The organism is Chloroflexota bacterium (assembly GCA_009840355.1).
Taxonomy (GTDB): Bacteria; Chloroflexota; Dehalococcoidia; order Lucifugimonadales; family JADFKI01; genus Bin90.
The window spans coordinates 41,599-60,437 of the sequence record VXNZ01000024.1; the positions used below are offsets into that span (position 1 = coordinate 41,599).

General features: G+C 58.6%; 18 protein-coding genes. 8 read left to right on the forward strand and 10 right to left on the reverse strand.

Annotated features, from left to right (window positions below):
- The first annotated feature begins 517 nt into the window (after positions 1-517).
- Positions 518-1,189, forward strand: coding sequence for a cobalamin-binding protein (locus F4X57_06715; protein MYC06845.1), 672 nt, complete (start codon positions 518-520; stop codon positions 1,187-1,189).
- A 15-nt stretch (positions 1,190-1,204) separates the two neighbouring features.
- Positions 1,205-1,453 (forward strand): hypothetical protein, encoded by a 249-nt coding sequence (locus F4X57_06720; protein MYC06846.1) that lies wholly within the window; start codon positions 1,205-1,207, stop codon positions 1,451-1,453.
- A gap of 29 nt (positions 1,454-1,482) precedes the next feature.
- Here F4X57_06720 and F4X57_06725 read toward each other — a convergent pair whose 3' ends face one another.
- On the reverse strand, positions 1,483-2,202 hold the full coding sequence (locus F4X57_06725) for an oxidoreductase (protein MYC06847.1): 720 nt from the start codon (positions 2,200-2,202) through the stop codon (positions 1,483-1,485).
- 121 nt (positions 2,203-2,323) lie between these two features.
- On the reverse strand, positions 2,324-3,295 hold the full coding sequence (locus F4X57_06730) for an ABC transporter substrate-binding protein (protein ID MYC06848.1): 972 nt from the start codon (positions 3,293-3,295) through the stop codon (positions 2,324-2,326).
- A gap of 122 nt (positions 3,296-3,417) precedes the next feature.
- Between F4X57_06730 and F4X57_06735 the strand changes: the two genes are divergently transcribed.
- A complete protein-coding gene (locus F4X57_06735; protein ID MYC06849.1) occupies positions 3,418-3,645 on the forward strand; it encodes a hypothetical protein in 228 nt (75 codons plus the stop codon).
- Positions 3,646-4,187: 542 nt separating this feature from the next.
- Here the strand turns inward: F4X57_06735 and F4X57_06740 are convergent.
- Both F4X57_06740 and F4X57_06745 read right to left on the reverse strand, forming a co-directional pair.
- Complete coding sequence (locus F4X57_06740) at positions 4,188-6,923, reverse strand: insulinase family protein (protein MYC06850.1); 2,736 nt, start codon at positions 6,921-6,923, stop codon at positions 4,188-4,190.
- Between the two features lie 157 nt (positions 6,924-7,080).
- Entirely contained in the window at positions 7,081-7,557 is a 477-nt protein-coding gene (locus F4X57_06745; GenBank protein MYC06851.1) for a CinA family protein, read from the reverse strand.
- Positions 7,558-7,752: 195 nt separating this feature from the next.
- Here F4X57_06745 and F4X57_06750 point away from each other — a divergent pair, with 195 nt between their 5' ends.
- From F4X57_06750 to gatA, 3 genes are all read left to right on the forward strand, one after another.
- Complete coding sequence (locus F4X57_06750) at positions 7,753-9,564, forward strand: DUF3520 domain-containing protein (protein ID MYC06852.1); 1,812 nt, start codon at positions 7,753-7,755, stop codon at positions 9,562-9,564.
- 170 nt (positions 9,565-9,734) lie between these two features.
- On the forward strand, positions 9,735-10,034 hold the full coding sequence (gatC, locus tag F4X57_06755) for an Asp-tRNA(Asn)/Glu-tRNA(Gln) amidotransferase subunit GatC (protein MYC06853.1): 300 nt from the start codon (positions 9,735-9,737) through the stop codon (positions 10,032-10,034).
- Positions 10,035-10,105: 71 nt separating this feature from the next.
- Complete coding sequence (gene gatA, locus F4X57_06760) at positions 10,106-11,575, forward strand: Asp-tRNA(Asn)/Glu-tRNA(Gln) amidotransferase subunit GatA (GenBank protein MYC06854.1); 1,470 nt, start codon at positions 10,106-10,108, stop codon at positions 11,573-11,575.
- A 107-nt stretch (positions 11,576-11,682) separates the two neighbouring features.
- Here the strand turns inward: gatA and F4X57_06765 are convergent, their stop codons facing one another.
- The 5 genes from F4X57_06765 to F4X57_06785 all read right to left on the reverse strand — a co-directional run bounded on the left by F4X57_06765 (position 11,683) and on the right by F4X57_06785 (position 15,539).
- Positions 11,683-12,210 (reverse strand): hypothetical protein, encoded by a 528-nt coding sequence (locus F4X57_06765; protein MYC06855.1) that lies wholly within the window; start codon positions 12,208-12,210, stop codon positions 11,683-11,685.
- Between the two features lie 9 nt (positions 12,211-12,219).
- Entirely contained in the window at positions 12,220-12,462 is a 243-nt protein-coding gene (locus F4X57_06770; protein ID MYC06856.1) for a hypothetical protein, read from the reverse strand.
- Between the two features lie 168 nt (positions 12,463-12,630).
- The gene (locus tag F4X57_06775) at positions 12,631-13,716 is read right to left on the reverse strand and encodes a mandelate racemase/muconate lactonizing enzyme family protein (GenBank protein ID MYC06857.1); all 1,086 of its coding nucleotides are present in this window, start codon (positions 13,714-13,716) and stop codon (positions 12,631-12,633) included.
- 128 nt (positions 13,717-13,844) lie between these two features.
- Positions 13,845-14,186 carry a P-II family nitrogen regulator gene (locus F4X57_06780; GenBank protein MYC06858.1) on the reverse strand — a complete coding sequence of 114 codons (342 nt, stop codon included), beginning with the start codon at positions 14,184-14,186 and terminating at the stop codon, positions 13,845-13,847.
- A gap of 147 nt (positions 14,187-14,333) precedes the next feature.
- Positions 14,334-15,539, reverse strand: coding sequence for an ammonium transporter (locus F4X57_06785; GenBank protein ID MYC06859.1), 1,206 nt, complete (start codon positions 15,537-15,539; stop codon positions 14,334-14,336).
- Positions 15,540-15,943: 404 nt separating this feature from the next.
- Between F4X57_06785 and F4X57_06790 the strand changes: the two genes are divergently transcribed.
- Positions 15,944-16,573 (forward strand): methyltransferase domain-containing protein, encoded by a 630-nt coding sequence (locus F4X57_06790; protein MYC06860.1) that lies wholly within the window; start codon positions 15,944-15,946, stop codon positions 16,571-16,573.
- Positions 16,573-17,685 carry a tRNA pseudouridine(13) synthase TruD gene (locus tag F4X57_06795; GenBank protein ID MYC06861.1) on the forward strand — a complete coding sequence of 371 codons (1,113 nt, stop codon included), beginning with the start codon at positions 16,573-16,575 and terminating at the stop codon, positions 17,683-17,685. Before F4X57_06790 ends, F4X57_06795 begins: the two co-directional genes overlap by 1 nt.
- A 40-nt stretch (positions 17,686-17,725) precedes the next feature.
- On the opposite strand, the gene F4X57_06800 is transcribed toward F4X57_06795, so the two are convergent.
- On the reverse strand, positions 17,726-18,775 hold the full coding sequence (locus F4X57_06800) for a hypothetical protein (GenBank protein MYC06862.1): 1,050 nt from the start codon (positions 18,773-18,775) through the stop codon (positions 17,726-17,728).
- Positions 18,776-18,839: the final 64 nt, after the last annotated feature.

Below are 18,839 nucleotides of genomic sequence, written 5' to 3' on the forward strand. Positions count from 1 at the left end.
GGGCAGGTGAGGGGAAAGGGCAGGTGAGGGGAAAGGCAACGAATGATAACTGCCCCCTGGCTCGATTCTATACTTTGCCAAAGGGCCACGGAGCACAGAGTCTGAGCTTGCGCTTAGGCGTCCGGAAGTCAATTCTGAATGGATGATTGACGTTTTATGACACTTGGCACGAAACGCAACCGGATTTTGGATAGACGGTGTATCTTATACCATGAAGCCGTTCATAGATGCGTTGAATGAGCGGCAGCGTATTGGAGGAATCGAGCCTAAAGTTGCCGAAGGACAGGGGCTTACCGGATAGGCGCGGTATATTGATTTGGCAGCCATAATTCCTACCTGCTAAAATCACATGGGCGCAAGCAACGATTGACAGTCTGACCGACTGATTTACCTACAAACTGAAAGGTGTACGCCGATGCCGATACATAACGATGGCTTGGAGCAGGAATTGCAGTGGGTTACCAAGCCGTTCGAGGTCAAGCACATTCGTGGGTTGTTCGAGGAGACGACCCCTCTGATGCACGACATCGCATACAACCTGATCGTCGGGGCGCACCTGGAGGTTGACAGTCTGGTGCAGCAGGCGCTCGCGGAAGGATATTCGGCGAACGATGTGCTGGACGACGGCTTAATTTCCGGCATGGCTGTGGTCGGAATCAAGTTCCGCGATAACATCATCTTCGTGCCGGAAGTGCTGGTTGCGGCGCGGGCGATGAAGGCAGGCATGGCTTATATCGAACCTATCCTGTCGGCGTCCGGTATCGAGCCGGTCGGCACTGTCGTTATGGGCACGGTGAAAGGCGACCTGCACGACATCGGCAAGAACCTGTGCATTATGATGCTGCGCGGCGCCGGCTTTATCGTCCACGACCTCGGAGTTGACACCAAGCCGGACGAGTTCATCGACGCGGTGATGGAACACGAAGCGGATGTGCTGGGCATGTCCGCGCTGCTGACGACCACGATGCCGAATATGGGCAGGACCATCGAAGCGTTCGAGGAGTATGGGCTACGCGACATGGCGAAAATTATGGTGGGCGGCGCGCCGGTGCGCCAGGAGTTCGCGGACGACATGGGCGCGGACGGCTACGGCGAGAATGCAATGGCGTGCGTTGACCTCGCCAAATCCTTTATGGGCATTGGCGAAGTGGAAGGCCTTGAATCCGTGCCTGTTGCCGGGGCGGATTAGGCGAGATTGACTAGCATGGCAGATAATCAGAGAATAGACAAAGACCGCTACCACGCTAGCCTGTCGCGCCTTGACGCCATTTTTCGCGACATGTCGGACACGGTGACAGAGGTGTCGCAGTGGCGCTGCCCGTACAAGAATGTGCAAGATCGCTGCACGGCAAAGTTCGGCTGCCGCAACCAAGACCGCAAAGTCCCCACCGGCGAACTGTTCATCTGCACCGGCGATGACAAACTAGACTACCGCAGCGCGTGGGATGTCTAGGGGTGCGCTAATTTCGCTAATTTTCCGGATCACCACCACTGCTCGTAGATGATGCGCTCATCCGGCACACCGATTTCCCGCAATGTGTTGGCGATGTCGCGTATCATTTCAGGCGGCCCACAGATGTAACAGCGGGTGTTGCCATCCACGCTGGCGCCTAGCAGCATATCGGCATCGATTCTCCCGACATTGCCCTCCCACAATTCTCCCGCCGACCGCGTAACCGTGAAGTATTTGCGAAACTCCGGGTTGCGTGCGGCAATCGCCTCAAACTCGTCACGAAACAGTAGCTCCGCGGGCGCACTCGCACTGTAAAGCAGCGTGGTAGGGACATCCGGCATGGACTTGTCCATAAACCGCACGATGCTAGCAATCGGCGTTATCCCAATCCCGCCCGCAATAAGCGCGATTGGATTATCCTTACCATCACCCGCGGTCGCAGGGTCAAAGTAAAAATCGCCCTGTCCACCATCCACGACCAGCGTTTCGCCAACCGCTGCCTGCTCGTGCATATAATCGGTGACCACATTATCGCCCACCAGCTTGACCGCAATCGAAAACCATCCCGCCTCGGTCGGCGACGATGTAATCGAGTACCCTGCGACCTCAGTACGCCCGTCTATCTCCACAAAGCAGTCAATCCATTGACCTGCCAGGAACGAGAACGCTTGTCCCTGCAAATCCAGCACAAAAGCCTTCACCGTAGGCGAAATATCCTGTACTTCAGCGATTCTAACCTGTATCTTCATGCGTCCATAGCCTGCCTTGCGTTTATAAATCAGCGAAATCAAGAGTCTCTTCCCACTGAGGGAGTAGGTTAGGATGGAGGCGATACATCATCATACAGATGCCGGTTTTCTATAATGCGCGTCATTCCGACCCCGCCATCGCTCGCGCCGCAAATTTGGGCCGCACCAGCCGCTCATACGGATGTCGCCCGCGCACAAGACCGCCGTCGATGAGCACCTGCCGCATAGCGTCGTACCCGTCAACGCCTATTTCCGGCGTATCCGCCCATGTGCCTAGCGCCTTGTACTGCGCGATGCTCGCCTGCAGCACCGAGTCCGTAGCGTCCGGGAAGAATGGCTTGACTCGCTCTGCAACGGCTGCGGCATCTGCGGATGCAAGCCACCGTTGCGCCTTGTAGAATCCGCGCACGAAACGATGCACGACATCGGGCTGCGCTTCGATAAACGCAGGCATTGCGGCGAACGAGCTGTAGCACAAATATCCGTGCTCGCTGCCTAGCGAAGCGGCGAGATAGCCTGCCCCTTCTTCGACGAGCGTCTGCGCTTGCGGATTTGGCATGTGTATGTAGTCGGCATCGCCGTTGCGGAATGCGGCGAGCGCGTCGTCGGCGGACAAGCCCGTGAGCATTGTGATGCTGTCGATGTTCATGCCACGCTTGCGAAGCGCCGCGGTCAGCGAAGTTAGCGGCACTGGCGTAAAGCCGATAGGTATGACGCGTGCGCCTTCGAGTTCGCTCCATTGCCAAGTAGTCGTTGGAGTCCTACTGACGAGAAAAAAGCCATCGCCACGGTTAATCTCCGCGATGTGCAGAGGCGCGTCATCCTCGCCATCGTCGAGCGCCATCAGGCTGCGGCTTATGCCAGTCTGAATAATATCCGCCTCACCCTGACGCAACATATCGAACGGCGCGCGGTCGGCAGGTACCGTGCCAAACAGCACATCAAGTCCTTCCTCATACAAAAACCCACCCGCAACCGCAGAGTAGATTGGCGTGTAAAACAGATTGCGGTAAGTGTCCATCAACCGCAGGCGGTGGGGGCGCTGCATTTTGTGTCCTCTCGCTATTTCGGTTAAGGATAAATTAGGTAGCATTTCCAATTAAGTGATAGAGTCCCTTCCCCAAGGAGACGGGTTAGAGCCTGCCCCTGCGAAGACAGGGGCAGGGAGGAATTGTTATTCAACCCTATTTGGAAATTTTATCGGTAAGTCAATAGGTGTTACTACGATGGAATGAAGTGAGGTATGCCAAAGATTATAATATCTCATTAGAAGAAAAATACGAATGGGACGAAACCAAACAGGCTTCTAATGGAGGAAAGCACGAGATTGACTTTGCGGATGTAGAAAACTTCGATTGGGACGCCGCTGCCTATCAATGTGTTCAGCGCAGTGGGGTGCCAAGGGCTATTGCAACTGGACTTATCGGCGGCGGCCCCATGTAGTCGTGTACACAATGCGAGGCGACTCAAGGCGTATCATCAGTGTGCAAAGGGCAAGTGCAATAGAGCGAAGGCGATATGAGCAAAGAAGTGGACATTGACAGACTACTATTTGACGAATACACCAGAATCATGGTGGAAAGGGCTGCCGCCGTGCACGGCAACTCAGACATGCCTAAGTTGACCTTCTAGCAAATTTCGGGAGCGACCTGGCATTACGTGAAATTGAATGGGAATATGGCGGATAGACCGCTATCAATGCTGGCATTACCATAGACCCTGACACCCGGGAACTTACCATGGAAGATTTTCACGGACATGTCCGCAAGTGAGGTTGTTCCTGGGAATCGTTGAGGCGCGCAAGCAAGGGCCACATAAGCTGCCTGAGAACTACAAACCGATGCCCGTAAAAGAGCGGTCGCGGTCTGGCTGGACGAGGACGTCGCGGCATACTACCGCTCAGGCGGCTTGAACACCTGGCGGCAGCGCGTCCACGAGGTCCCGTGTGAAGCGATGCGCGCCGAGCAACAGAACGGCAAGCAGCCCTAGCCTATCTCCGCGCCTTCGTAGCCTATGTGCACTATGGGCAAACCCAATTCGCGCAGCGCAGGTTCAACGGTTGCGGCGTCGCCAGCGACTACGATTTTCAGAGCGCCGCTCTTTATGTGCGTCTCCGCGACACGGTGAATATCGGCAAGCGTCAGCTTAGACACAGCATCTCCGTATGTGCTGAAGTAGTCGTCCGGCAAATCGAAGGCGACTAGGCGGACAAGCTGCGACAGCATCTGCCCGTGTGTCTCGAACTGACTTGGCAAGCCGCGCAGTATGCCGCCAACGGCATCGTCGAACTCTTCCTGCGTAACCGGACGCGCGCTGCGGATTTCATTGAACTCCTTTATGGTCTCGGCGACCGATTCCTTCGTAACCTCAGTCTGCACCGATCCGCCAGCCGCGAGCGCCGACGCCCGCGTCAGCCAGTCGATGCTGGACATGTAGCCGTAGCTATAGCCCTTGTCCTGTCGCAGGTTCATATTCAGGCGCGCGGAGAACTGCCCGCCGAGGATGTAGTTCAGCAGGTTGAGCGCCAAATAGTCCGGATGGTGGCGTGGTATCGTCAGGTAGCCTGCGCGGATAACGGACTGCGGAGCGCCCGGCTTGTCCGCTAAGTAGATGGTGGTCGTGCCGTCCGCAGGCTGCTCGTCTGAACCGGAGTCGGAATCGGACGCGCTACCAGCCTTCCACGCGCCAAACGCGCTCTCAGCCTGCTCAAGCGCCTCGTCGTGCCGTATATCGCCGACCAGAATCAGCGTCGCACCGTCCGGACCGAAGTGCGCGCCGTGATGTGCCATCAGGTCGTCGCGGCTGACCGACTTGACCGCCGCTTCGTTGCCGCTCATCGGGTGCCCGTAGCGTGTGCCCGCGCCGAACAGTATTGCTTGCGACGCACGCCCGGCGATCGCCTGCGCGCTGTCCGAAATGCGGCTGAGGTCGGTCAGGCGCTCGCTGCGAACGCGCTCGAATTCCTGCTGCGGGAATGTCGCGTTCTGCGTAACATCCGCCATAATTTCGAGCGCGTGCTGCCAGTGCGATGTAAGCGTCTCGACGGCAAGCGTGGCGAACTCGCGCGATACGCTTGCCCGCAGTTGTGCGCCGAGAAACTCCATCTCGTCCGAAATCTGCTGGCTGCTGCGTGTCTTTGTGCCTTCCGCGAGCATCGTTGCCGTCAGACTCGCCACGCCGGGCTTGTCCGCAGGATCGGTTATGCCGCCCGCGCGAAGCAGCAACCCTTGTGCCACGATGGGCATTCCCGGCTTTTCCATGATGACCACGCGCATGCCGTTCGACAGCGTGTCGTGCGTTGGCACGGGCGGGCTGAAGCTCGGCGACGCTGCGGCGTCCGGCATCGTTGTGCGGTCAAGCGTATCGGTCGCCGGGGACAATTGCTCTTCCGGCAGCACGGCGAGTCGCACCATATTCGAGCCGAGTGCAGTCTTCGCGGCACGGCGCACATCGTCCGCGCTGACCGCGAGATAGCGGTCCAAGTCGGTGTTGATGCCCGACGGGTCGCCGGTATAGGTGTTGTAGAAGTTGAGCTGGTCCGCTCTGCCGCCGAAGCCGCCCACGCGCTCCAATTGCCGCACATGCTGGCTTTCGATGCGGTTCTTCGCGCGCTGTAACTCGTGCTCGGTTGGACCGGATTCGCGCAAGCCGTCTAGTTCGCGCTGCACAATATCTTCTACTTCTTCGAGGCTCTTACCCGCGTTCGCCGTAACTTGAATGAAGAACTCGCCGGCGATTTCCTGTCCATAGTGGAAGACGGCGACATCGCGCGCAATCTGCCGTTCAATTACTAGATTGCGATACAACCTGCTGCTCTTGCCATCGCCTAGAACGGCGGAAAGCACTTCGAGAGCCGGTTGTTCGTCATCGAACGCTGCGCCCGTGGGCCAGACAAGGTAGAGTCTCGGCAGCTGTACGCGGTCGCGCAGAACGAGCGACGCCGTGCCTTTCAGCTCCGAGTCCATGCGCCGTATGCGATTGATGGGTGAACCCGGCGGAAGGTCGCCGAAGTAGCGCTCGACAAGGCGTCGCGTGCTGTCCATATCGATGTCGCCGGCGATTGCGATGCTGGCGTTCGACGGCGCGTAGAACTTTCGGAAGAAGTTCTGCACATCTTCCAATGCGGAGGCGTCTAAGTCTTCCTGCGAGCCGATGGTTGGCCAGTTATACGGGTGTGGCGTAGGGAAGACTGTCGGCTGCAACTCCAGGTACGCCATGCCGTAGGGGCGGTTTTCGTAGCTCTGCCGGCGCTCGTTCTTCACCACATCGCGCTGTATGTCGAACGCCTTCTGGTCCACCGCGTCCAGCAGATAGCCCATCCTGTCCGATTCAAGCCACAGCGCGAGTTCGAGATAGTTGGACGGCACATTCTCCCAGTAGTTCGTTCTGTCCGTCGAGGTCGAGCCGTTGAGGTTCGCGCCCACCTTTTGCAGCGGGTCGAAGAAACTGCCCTTGTGGTGCTTCGACCCCTCGAACATCAGATGCTCGAAGAGGTGCGCGAAGCCCGTGCGTCCCGGCTCTTCGTTCTTCGAGCCGACGTGATACCAGATATTAACTGCGGCGACAGGCATAGAATGGTCCTCGTGCAGGATGACATCCAAGCCATTTGGCAGGGTGAACTTGTCGTAAGAGATGGATACCATTAAGCGCTCTCCGGTGCTAGTAATGTAATGCCGATAATGACTCTGTGCCGTTAACAACCCCGACCATTCAAGCATCATTGTTTGAACGCAAGAATGCCACGAGTGCGAGGTCTATATTCCCCCATTGGCCAATTCCCATTGGGAGAAGGCTGGGATGGGACAAAACCGCCGATCCGCACAGAATCAGAATAGATTAGGCTATCACACTTGGACAGCGATGTTCCATAGCCGGCGCTCAACCCGCCGACAAATGCTTCCCGAGCAAGTCAATCGCAGCCTGCGCCGCAGCACGCTTATTCGCGTCGCGGTCAGTCGCGCCAGTCTCGATGCGCTCTGCCTCTTCAAGCCCATCCGGTCCCGCGATGCCGATGTAGAACGTGCCAATCGGAATGCCCGGACGTCCGCCCGTCGGACCGGCTACGCCCGTAACGGACAGCGCGTAGTCCGTGGATGTAAGGTCTCGCGCACCCGCTGCCATAGCGATAGCGACCTCCGGGCTGACGCTGCCCTTGTTCTCGTAAACTTCGTCCGGCACGCCGAGAACGGACTGCTTCAGCCCGCCCGTATAGGCGATAACGCCTCCCGGAAACCAGCGAGAGCTGCCCGGCACGGTGCTAAACAGATAGCCAAGTAGCCCGCAAGTGTCCGCCTCCGCCACCGAAACGCGCCTATCCTGCGCCGTAAGCATTTCTGCGACTTGTTCTACATTCATTTGACTTTCCTCCGTTTCTGAATATGCAGGTAGATATTAGAGGGAATTGACATGGATGTACAGGAATGGACGGGATTTCTTGAAATAGCGTGAAAATTGGCGCGAAAAGGGGGAACAATAGTAGAAATCGCATCGTTCTAGGATTATATCGGCAAGTTTCCGCTTGCGAAAAACCCTAACCGGGAGGTTATTGAAATGAAGGAGAAGATACGAAATCTGTCAGTTATTGGGCTGGCGTTGGCGATTGGATTGGCTGTGGTGGCATGCGGCAGTTCGGCTGCGCCTGCGCCTGCTGCTCCGTTGCCGCCGGTTGCTCCACAACCTCCACAGGCTGCTGTGCCGGCTGCAGCCGCGCCTGCATCAATGCCAACCGTGGCTGCGGTAATGGCAGCGCCAGCCGCGCCCGCACCTGCCCCGGCAGCTACCACCGCGCCCGCGCCCGCGATGATGGAGGCGGAGGAGACAGGCGAAGTCCAAAAGCCCATATCCAGGTCGGCAGCTGCGGCAGCGCCGGCTGCGCCTCAAAGTTCGGGCGGTCAAACGGCACAGTCACAGTTGCCGCCCGACCGCAAGGGTGGTCAGCCCGGAGCGACGACTTTCGCGGACTACGAGCGCACTCCGTTCGTATATGCGTCCGATGACAACGTTTCGACCTTCAGTCTGGACACCGACCGCACTTCGTATCACCTTGCGCTGAACTGGGCGCGCGAGGGCTACGATGTGGAGCCGGATTCGGTGCGCGCGGAGGAGTGGATAAACGCTTTCAATTACGGGTACGCGCAGCCCTCGCAAGATGACAGCTTCGCGGTGCATACGGATGTCATTCCTCATCCGCTGGACGATCGCATGGCACTGGCGCGCATCGCTTTCCAAGCTCCTGAACTGCGCGATGACGGCAGGCCCCTTAATGTAACGCTGGTGCTGGACGCCTCCGGCTCTATGGCGGATGGGGACAGGGTGGACATCGCGCGAGAAGCCGCTGAGAGCATCCGTAATAGCCTGCGCCGGGACGATCGAATCGCGGTGGTGCATTTCACGGATGAGGTTATCGACAAGCTCACCGTAGAGCATTCGAAACCGGACAGCAGGGATGTGCGCAGGTCTATTGACAGGCTTGACCACGGCGGCTCGACGAATGTTCAGGCCGGGCTTGACCTAGGCGTGCAGTTGGCGCATGAAGCGCGGTGGGAACGTCCTAATTCACATAACTATGTGATACTGATGTCGGACGGAGTGGCAAATGTCGATGCAACGAACCCGTTCGCAATACTGGAGTCTGCCGGAGACTATGACAACAGCAATCCGCTCCGGCTCATCACGATTGGCGTGGGCATACAGAACTACAACGACTACTTGCTTGAGCAGTTGGCGCAGCACGGCAACGGCTGGTATCGCTATCTCGACGACACCGGGCAGGCGCGCGCGACCTTCAGCCGCGAGAACTGGCTTGCGCTGTCGATTCCGTTCGCAGACCAGACGCGAGCGCAGGTTACTTGGAATCCGGAAGTTGTGCAGTCGTGGCGGATCGTAGGATACGAAAACCGAGTAACGGCTGACGAGAATTTCGCGCAGGCGCGCAAGGAATTCGCGGAGATACCTTCCGGCGCTGCGACTACTGTGTTCTATGAGTTGGAGTTGGTAGAGTATGCGAGACGGGGCGATGTACTGAATATGGGAGATGTCGAGGTGCGCTGGGTAACGCCGGTGAGCAACGAATCGAACCGTCAGCACGCGCAAGTACTGGCGAAGTACGACGATGCACCTAACGATAGGGATGGCGCTCTGCTGGAGCTTGGGGCGCTTGTCGCGCTGGCGTCAGACAGGTACAGCAGCCTGCCGTATCCGGATGCGCCGTATGACGTGCATGAAGACCTTGCTGTGCTGAAAAGTGACCTGCGGGACCTTGACAGACACGTCGGGGAACTGGCGGCTTACAGGGACTTCTCGTTCCTAATAGAGCACATCGCGCGGGATATTCCGAAGCAGGCTTCGGGGTATAGCCGTTAGAGCATGAACCAACCGGATTTTCACGATGGGCAGGACAGAGAGCGTTCGCATTCCTCTGTGCTGCCCTCAGGATTTTGGTTGAAGGCGTGCTGTCGGCTTTGTTACACTTTCAAGCAGTGTTCGGCGAGGCAAGGGTAACCATCCGTGGCGAATGACGAGGTTTCAGGCTTATGGCAGAGGGTACGCGGCTGACAACGGACGAAGTGCGGCATATTGCGCTGCTGGCGCGCGTGGGGATGACCGATGACGAGGTGGAGCTGATGCGCGACAATCTGTCGGACATTCTAGAGCAGTTCGAGGCGCTGAGTGGCGTGGATACGGGCGATCTGGAGCCTACCGGACATTCCGTTGACCTGCTGTCCGTGATGCGCGCGGACGCGGCGCGACCATCGTTCGCGCGCGAAGACACGCTCGCCAACGCGCCGAACCGCGAAGGCGACCTGGTGCGTGTGAAGGCGGTATTGGAGTAGGGCGGTACGACACGCGCGGACATTGGCGGACACATATATGCCGGATATACGCCGGATATGATTGGGGATGTATGAGCGATAGCTGGCTTGCCGGGCTTACGGCGCATGAGGCGAGAAGGCTGCTGGACGGCGGCGATATTACATCGGTGGAGCTTACTTCTGCCGTGCTTGGGCGCATCTCGCAGGTGGAAGACAGCGTGAGGGCGTTCGTTACGGTCACCGAAGACACTGCGATGGAGCAGGCAGAGCGTGCGGACGCGCGAATCGCTGCCGGCGACGCCATGCCGCTGACCGGCGTGCCGATGCTGCTCAAGGACAATATGATCACCAAAGGCATCCACACCACTTGTTCGTCGCGCATGCTCGAACACTTCGTGCCGCCATACGACGCGACCGTTACCGAAAGGTTGTACGCACAGGGCTCAGTACTAGTCGGCAAGGGTAATCTCGACGAATTCGCAATGGGTTCGTCGAATGAGAACTCTGCCTTTTATCCCACGCACAACCCGTGGTCGCTCGACCGCGTACCGGGCGGCAGCAGCGGCGGTCCTGCTGCTGCGGTCGCGGCTGACGAATGTCTATTCGCGCTCGGCTCGGACACCGGCGGCAGCATACGGCAGCCGGCATCGCTGTGCGGCGTCGTGGGAATGAAGCCGACATACGGCCTTGTCAGCAGATTCGGACTCGTCGCGTTCGCCAGTTCGCTCGACCAGATAGGCCCGATAACAAAAGACGTGCGAGACTGCGCTATCACGCTAAGCGCCATCGCGGGCAATGACCCCAACGACTCGACATCTCTGAGCTTGGATGTGCCGGACTACACGCAGGCGCTTGGCGAAGACTTGCGCGGGCTGCGGATTGGCATCCCGGTCGAATACTTCGTGGACGGGCTGGACGCCGGCGTGGAGAGCGCGGTGCGAGACGCCATGGATGTGCTGCGTTCGCTAGGTGCTGAGGTGGAAGAGACGTCGCTGCCGAGCACGCCATACGCGCTTGCAGTGTACTACATCATCGCGCCATGCGAGGCATCCGCGAATCTGGCGCGCTATGACGGCGTGAAGTACGGCTTTTCAGTGCAAGATGCGGACGGCGTATGGGACGCGCTGGAAAAGACGCGGCAATATGGCTTTGGCCCCGAGGTCAAGCGGCGCATAATGCTGGGCACATACGCGCTGTCGGCGGGCTATTACGACGCATATTACTTGCAGGCGCAGCGCGTGAGAACGCTGATACGCCGTGAGTTCGAGCAAGCCTTCTCGCAGTACGACGCGGTGGTAATGCCGACATCGCCAACAGTGGCATTCAAGCTTGGTGAGAAAACCGCAGACCCGCTGCAAATGTACCTAAACGACATCCTGACGATCCCCGCGAACATCGCCGGCATACCGGGCATATCCGTGCCGGCAGGAATGTCCGACGGACTGCCCGTAGGCATGCAAATAATGGGCCCCGCCCTAAGCGAAGAAACGCTGCTGCGAGTAGCTTACGCCTACGAACAAGCCACCAACTTCCGCGCCACTTACGGCACGCCCCCGCTGTAACCCGTGGGCACGCCTCAATATGCAGGCGGATGGTTAGCCATGCCTAACCATCGTTAGGATGGATGGCAATAATGCGCTCCGATCCGCTTGTCCCGCCATTCGCAGTTTTATTCAGCATCCCTACGCCGCAACTCTTCCCGCAGGCGTGCGATTTCAGCTTCATTAGCCATGCGCACTGCACGATGTTCGGCGATTTCGTTCTCATGAGCCTCGCGCTCATTTTCGCGCGCCTCACGCTCGGCACGGAGTCGGGCTCGTTGGTTGTCGCGAGCCATGCGCTCAGCAAGGAGTTCGGCGCGTGTCTCTTCCAGGCTGTCGTGCGCTTCTAGCGCCTCATAACCGCCGGGTATAATTTTGCGGGCGTCGCGGTCATACACATCCAGCCGATCGTCGCCCCAGTAGATGTCGATGTTCAGCAGCGGGCTGTATGACCAGATGTTGCCGTCTTCGTTCGTATGCACCTCGAACGGCTGGTATTCGCCGTCCACTAGCCTCTCTCCCAGCAGCGGAAAGCCATAGAAGTCCCCGCCGGTCGAGTCGTAGCGCCAGTATTCGCTGATACCGATGTTCGCGTACAGATCGCGCTTGCCGGCGCCGTCGTAGTTCGCAGTGCGCTCGGACGCGATTCCCTGCACGAAATCGGGCTACTTACCCACTTCCCAAATCAGGTATCCGTGCCGATCGTGGATGCCACCCGTATCCACGCCGAGCGCCACAGGCAGGTCCGGCGATACTCGGTGATTTCTGTCCGTGCGGTCATAGTACACGGATGTGTTGAAGTCCGTGAACACAGGGAACTCGCATAGGCGGTAGATGAGTGCTAGGGCAGTGTATAAGAGCGTGGGATTTTGATGCATGGCTTCGGGCAAAGTGCCGGGGTCGCCCAACACTCCATCTTCTCACCATCGCCGATGTGCGGTGCGCCTTTGCCGGCAATTGTAGAAGGTGTCTAGTGCGAATGCCGTCCCGAACCTTTTAGCCTCTTCCCACTAACGTGGAAGGCTAAGATGGGAGGCAAGGCCACGGCGATCGAAACTCCGCGTCGTTACGCACGCCTACCGCGCCGCCAGCCGCTTCACCGCATCCTCATCTAGTTCAACGCCGAGACCGGGCCCCGTTGGCACGGCTAGATAGCCGTCAACGACTTCCAGAGGCTCTTTCAGCACGGGGATCTCGTCGCGGATGGAGATTGGCTCGATGTTGTATTCCTGCGAGTATGGGACGACATCGGCGTATGCGGCGCAGAAGTGTAGGTGCGCGACGGTGCTGATGATGGGCTGCGTGTTGTGCACGGTGATAGGCTTGCCAAACGCCTTGCACAATGCGGCGATGCGCTGGAATTCGGTGAAGCCGGGCGCCTTCACGATGTCCGGCTGTATGATGTCCACCTTGCCCCGCAGTATCAGGTCGCGGTATTCGTACTGTGTGTAAATCATCTCGCCCGACGCGATGGGGATGTCGAGAGCGTCCGCGATGGTCGCAAGTCCCTCTAGGTCGTAGTGTGGTCGCGGCTCTTCAAAGTGGAACACGCCCAGCGATTCGAGTGCCTTGCCGATTTCCATTGCGTGGTGCACGGAGTACGCGCCATTCACATCGACGAGTATGTCTATATCATCGCCGACAGCCGCCCGCACCTCGGTCACGGTGGCGATGGTGTAGTCGCGCGCGTCGTCCATCGCGCCGGGTATTGCGCTGTGCAGCTTGTATCCGGAATAGCCTTGTTCGACGAAGGACGCCGCCCTGCGCCCTTCGTCGAGCGGTGTCATATCGCGGCGCATGGAGCTTGCGTACATGCGAATCTTGTCGCGCTTCATGCCGCCGAGCAGGTTGGATATGGGCTGTCCGAGCGCCTTGCCCTTGATGTCCCAGAGCGCGATGTCCAAGCCCGATATGGCGCACCAAACCGCGCCGCCAAGCTCATACCCATTCGCCGCGCGCTCCATATCGTCGAAGCGCACCGCCGTCTCCGTGGGGTCTTTGCCGACGAGCGAGGGCTTGAGCAAGTCTTCTACCAGCGCCTTTATGACGGTGGGCTGCCGGCGAAAGCACTCGCCTATGCCCACGATGCCCTCGTCCGTATGGACGCGCACGAACGGGAAACTGCGGTCGAGTATCAAGCATTCCACATCGGTGATCTTCATAGCGAATCGTCCTTATCTCCCTTCCCCGTTGATGAGGCAGGTCAGGATGGCGTGTCTGTATAGGCCCAACCAAAACGCGGATGCAGGTTCAAACAGGCTCACGCAGGCAGGCTCACGCAGCGACAGGGTTAAACCGCGTCAACACCGCGTTCGCCCGTGCGCACTCTGATGGTGTCTTCGATGGGCTGTATGAATATCTTGCCATCGCCAATCTCGCCGGTGCGTGCGGACTCGACGATGATGTCCACCACCTGATCGACATCGGAATCGTTCACCACCAGTTCCAACTTGACCTTCGGCAGCATATCCACGACGATCGGCTGCCCCGCGCGCCCGGTGTGCACGATGCCGCGCTGCCCGCCGCGTCCCGTAACCTGCGTGGCATTCAGTCCGTAGTAGCCCGCTTCGCCCAGCGAGTCCTTCACGGCAGTGAGTTTTTCGGGCCTTATGATTGCTTCTACCTTCTTCACGCTTCACCTCCCCGCGCTGCTGTCCGCGCTGTTGCCTGTGCGATTGGTTGTACAATTTGGCATAAGATTGACCATTTTCTTGTCAGATATGGTTATGTGCGTCCCTTCCCTCACGAGAAGGAATGGACAAAGAAAATGCGGCGAATGCTAGAGCCTGTATGCAGGCTCTTCGTGTTCCGCCAAGTCCAAGCCGATAGCCTCGCTGTTTTCGGAGACGCGCAAGCCAATGGTGTACTTCAGCGCCAGCAGGATTATCGCGGTTACTGCGAATGCCCAGCCCCATGTGGCGACGATGGATATGAGCTGAATGCCAATCTGCGAGAAGCGGGATACCCCTTCCTCCAATGCGCCAAAGCCGATTCCCACGAACAGTCCGGTCGCGATGCCGCCCCAAGTGCCGCCGATGCCGTGCACGCCCCAGACGGACAGTGCGTCGTCAAGCTTCATATTGATTAGGAAGCGCGCCGCGATCGCGCAAAGCACGCCGCCTACGACACCGATGATGATTGCGGGCATAGGTCCGACGAATCCAGCCGCCGGTGTTATCGCCACAAGCCCTGCGACCGCACCGGATGCCGCGCCGATGACGGATACCTTGCCGTCTTTTATCCAAGAGAAGCCCGCCCAGCCGATTGCGCCTGCCGCTGCCGCCGTGTTCGTTACGACGAATGCGTTGACCGCAGTGCCATCTGCCGCGAGCGCAGAGCCTGCGTTAAAGCCGAACCAGCCGAACCAGAGCATGCCAGTGCCAAGCACGACCATCGGCACATTGTGAGACTCCATCGGTTCGGAGCCGAAGCCAAGCCGCTTACCCACGATGAGCGCCGCGGCGAGCGCGCCTACGCCGGATGTGATGTGAACGACATTGCCGCCCGCGAAGTCCAGCGCGCCCAGATTGAATATCCAGCCGCCTTCTGCCCAGACCCAGTGCGCGACCGGCGCATAGACCAGAGTAACCCACAGTATCATGAACAGCACATAAGCGCTGAACTTCATGCGCTCCGCGAACGCGCCCGTGAGTATGGCAGGGGCAATGATGGCGAACATGCCCTGAAACATCATGAACAGAAGGGGCGGTATGCCTCCGTCAGTCCCGACCTCGGGGCTCACGCCGCTCAGCCCGAATAGGCTGAAGTCGCCGAACAGCCCTCCGACGGATGGTCCGAAGGCGATTGTGTAGCCCCATAGTACCCAAACTACGCCAATTATCCCCATACTCATGAGGCTGTGCATAATCGTGGCGGAAGCGTTCTTGCTGCGTGCCAGGCCTGCGTAGAACAACGCCAGCCCCGGTGTCATGAAAAGCACCAGCGCAGAAGACACGAGCATCCAAGCTATATTTCCCTGTTCCAAAATCAATCCCTCCCGATGTGATGCAACGACCAAGTCGCGTGTTACTTGACCGCGTGAGTATAAACAACCACAGTCTCGATTGTCTATCCTGCCAGCCCGGAATTGAGATGACCGTACAAGAAGATTCTACGTAACACTGGCAACCACAAACCATCTTACACGCATACCACAAGCCCTCTAGAGCCCTTCGATTATTCATCTATTCAATTTCATTTCGAGCGAAGCGAGAAATCTAATCTCGTTGACTTCGGACAGGCTTGTTTCGATACGGAGATTTTATGCCCTTCACGTCGTTCAGGGTGACAACTGAAATGCCCTGACAACCCCTCTATCCATCGTGTTACTATTACTTGTTAAGAAGATAATTGCTTAACAATGTCCAATATGAAAGGCGGTCAAAATCCGTGAACAGCGAAAACAAGGTGCAATGGGTCTATGCATCCGAGAACAACCAACAGCTCCAAGAGCGATACGACGAATGGGCGGAGGAATACGACGGCGATCTGACGGACGACTTCGGCTATGTGATGCCGCGAATGGCTGCGGAGATATTCGAGCGTTTCGTACCGAAAGACGGAAAAGTGCTAGACGCCGGCGCAGGCACCGGACTTGTAGGTGTGGAGCTGAACCGGCTCGGATATGCGGACATCGAGGCGATGGACATGTCGAGCGGGATGCTGGAGCAGGCATCCGCTAAGGGTGTGTACGGCGCGGTGCACCGCATGGTCATGGGCGAGACGCTCGGCTTCGACACCGACACATTCGACGCAGCCATCGGCGTTGGCGTGCTGACGCTCGGACATGCGCCGGCTAGTTCGCTCGACGAACTAGTGCGTGTTACCAAGCAGGGCGGCTGCGTCGCCTTTACGCTGCGGCCGGATATCTACGAAGAGAACGGCTTCCGCACCAAGCAAGAGCAGCTCGTATGCGATGGCAAGTGGGAACTCGTCGAGGCAACGGACGCATTTTACGGCATGCCAAAGGGTGAACCGGATGTGCAGTTTCAGGTCTGGATTTACAGGGTGACCGCCTAATGACCGCTGCGTCGCTCGAATCATTCCCTGCGACCGGCGGCGACGCGCAGCCTGGCGCAGGAATTGTCACACAGACCGATGTAAGTGAAGAACTGCTCCGATTCTCGTGGGACGACCTGCCGGCGGCGAGTGTGAACTTCGCGGGAACGGGCGGCGCTCTCCGCGCAAGCATCGACGACTTCATCGTTGAAGAAATCCCCAGCTACCTGCCAAGCGGCATCGGCGTGCACGCATACGCCCATATCGAAAAGCGCGGACTGACTACGATGGACGTCCTATCCGCGCTCGCGGCGAATGGCGTTCCACGCGGCGCAGTGGGATTCGCAGGGCAGAAGGACAAGTACGCGGTCGCGCGGCAGTGGATAAGCGTGCCAGCCGAACACGCCGCCGCATTCACAACACTCGACGATGTGGACGGCTTGACTGTGCTAGAAACATCGCTGCACCGTAACAAGCTCGGACTGGGACACCTGCGCGGCAACCGCTTCACTGTGCGCGTCCGTAATCCCCGCGACGATTGGCGCGACATTGTCGAGCCTACGCTCGAACATCTGCGTCGAGTTGGTGTGCCCAACTACTTCGGGCCGCAGAGATTCGGCACATTCAACACGAACATCGCCGACGGCCTGCGCCTAATCAAAGGCGAACGGATGCGAGTTGACCGCAGGATGAAGCGTTTCTACCAGTCCGCATTGCAATCTCACCTGTTCAACCTGCTGCTCAAGCGGCGCATCGAAACCGGGTTGTTCGATGCGGTGGTGCTGGGCGACCGGGCACAGCGCCACGACAGCGGCGGCATGTTCGTCGTCGATGACCCGGCTATCGAATCAGAGCGCGCCAAGCGTCTGGAAATCAGCGCGGCATTGCCGCTGTTTGGGCGCAAGGTGCGCATCAGCGAAGGTGCTGCCGGCGAGATGGAATCTCAAGTACTGGCGCAATTCGCGCTCGAATACGACCAATTCCGCCGCATACCCGGCGCGCGACGTATCAGCCGTATCCGCTTAGACGCCGCCGCAATCTCGTCTGCCGAAGACGGCTACTTCGTGCAATTCACCTTGCCCAAAGGCGCCTACGCAACCAGCCTGATGCGCGAACTGATGAAGTCCGCCTGACCCGAATTGGCGAGCGTGAACAGAATAGTGCAACTCTCTTCTACAGCAGCGCCTCGTTCAGCGTTACGCCGAAGCCGGGCGCGTCTGATGGCGAGATGTAGCCGTCGATTGGCGCCGGTTCGTTAATCCACAGGATGTCGCGCTCGGCTCGGATGTGGTCGGAGTGAAACTCGGCTAGGTCGGAGCACGCTGAACCCGATATGAGATGCAAGCCCCACACTTCGCCGCCCCTGTGTGGCGCGACGGGTATTCCGTGCTTCTCCGCAATCTCCACTATCCTCATTCCCTCCGTGATGCCGCCGCACCAGGTGATGTCCGGCTGCCACAAGTCCATCGCGCCCGCCTTTGCAATTGCGTCGAAGCCGTGCCGTGTGAACTCGTGCTCTCCGCCCGCAATCAGCGTCGGCTTCACATCGTGGATAAGCGCCGCCTGCCCTTCGAGGTCGTCCGGCGTCAATATGTCCTCGAACCAATACAGATTGTAATCCGCAAGCCGCTTTGCCATCTCCAGTGTTACGTCGGCGTCCCAAGACATATACACATCGACCATAATCGTCGCTTCGTCTCCGAATACGCTGCGCGCGCGCTCAGCCGACCGCACCGCCGTGTCGTAGTCGTCATCGCTGCCCGTCCATCGGTGTCCGAACTTGTTCGCTGTGTACCCGATACTATGATATAGCTCGGCGTCTTCGCCGGTCGCGTATGCGCGAATTCGCCGCTTTGGCGCATCGCTCAGCAGGGCGCACACCGGAACATCGCGCGCCTTGCCAAGCAGGTCATACAGTGCGAGGTCTATGCCGGAGATAGCCATCACGCCCAAGCCCTTGCGTCCGTAGGGCAGCGATTCGATATACAGCATGTCGTATGTCGCCTGTATGTCCGCCACGCTCTCTATCTCGCGTCCGATAAGCAGGTCGCGCAGGTGCCCGTTGACGACTGCCACACCAGCCACGCCACCGCCGCCGTAGCCGTAGCCTGTAACGCCCGCATCCGTGTCCACGCGCACAACAATCTGCCAAAAGTGCGTCCGCCAAGACGGCGCAAGGTGCTGGTACTTGGGATAGATTGCATTGACTTCGGTGATTCTCATGCGGCTCCCTCGCGCCCTAGTGGGATGTATATCAGGATGTACAGGATTGCCAAATTAGATGGAT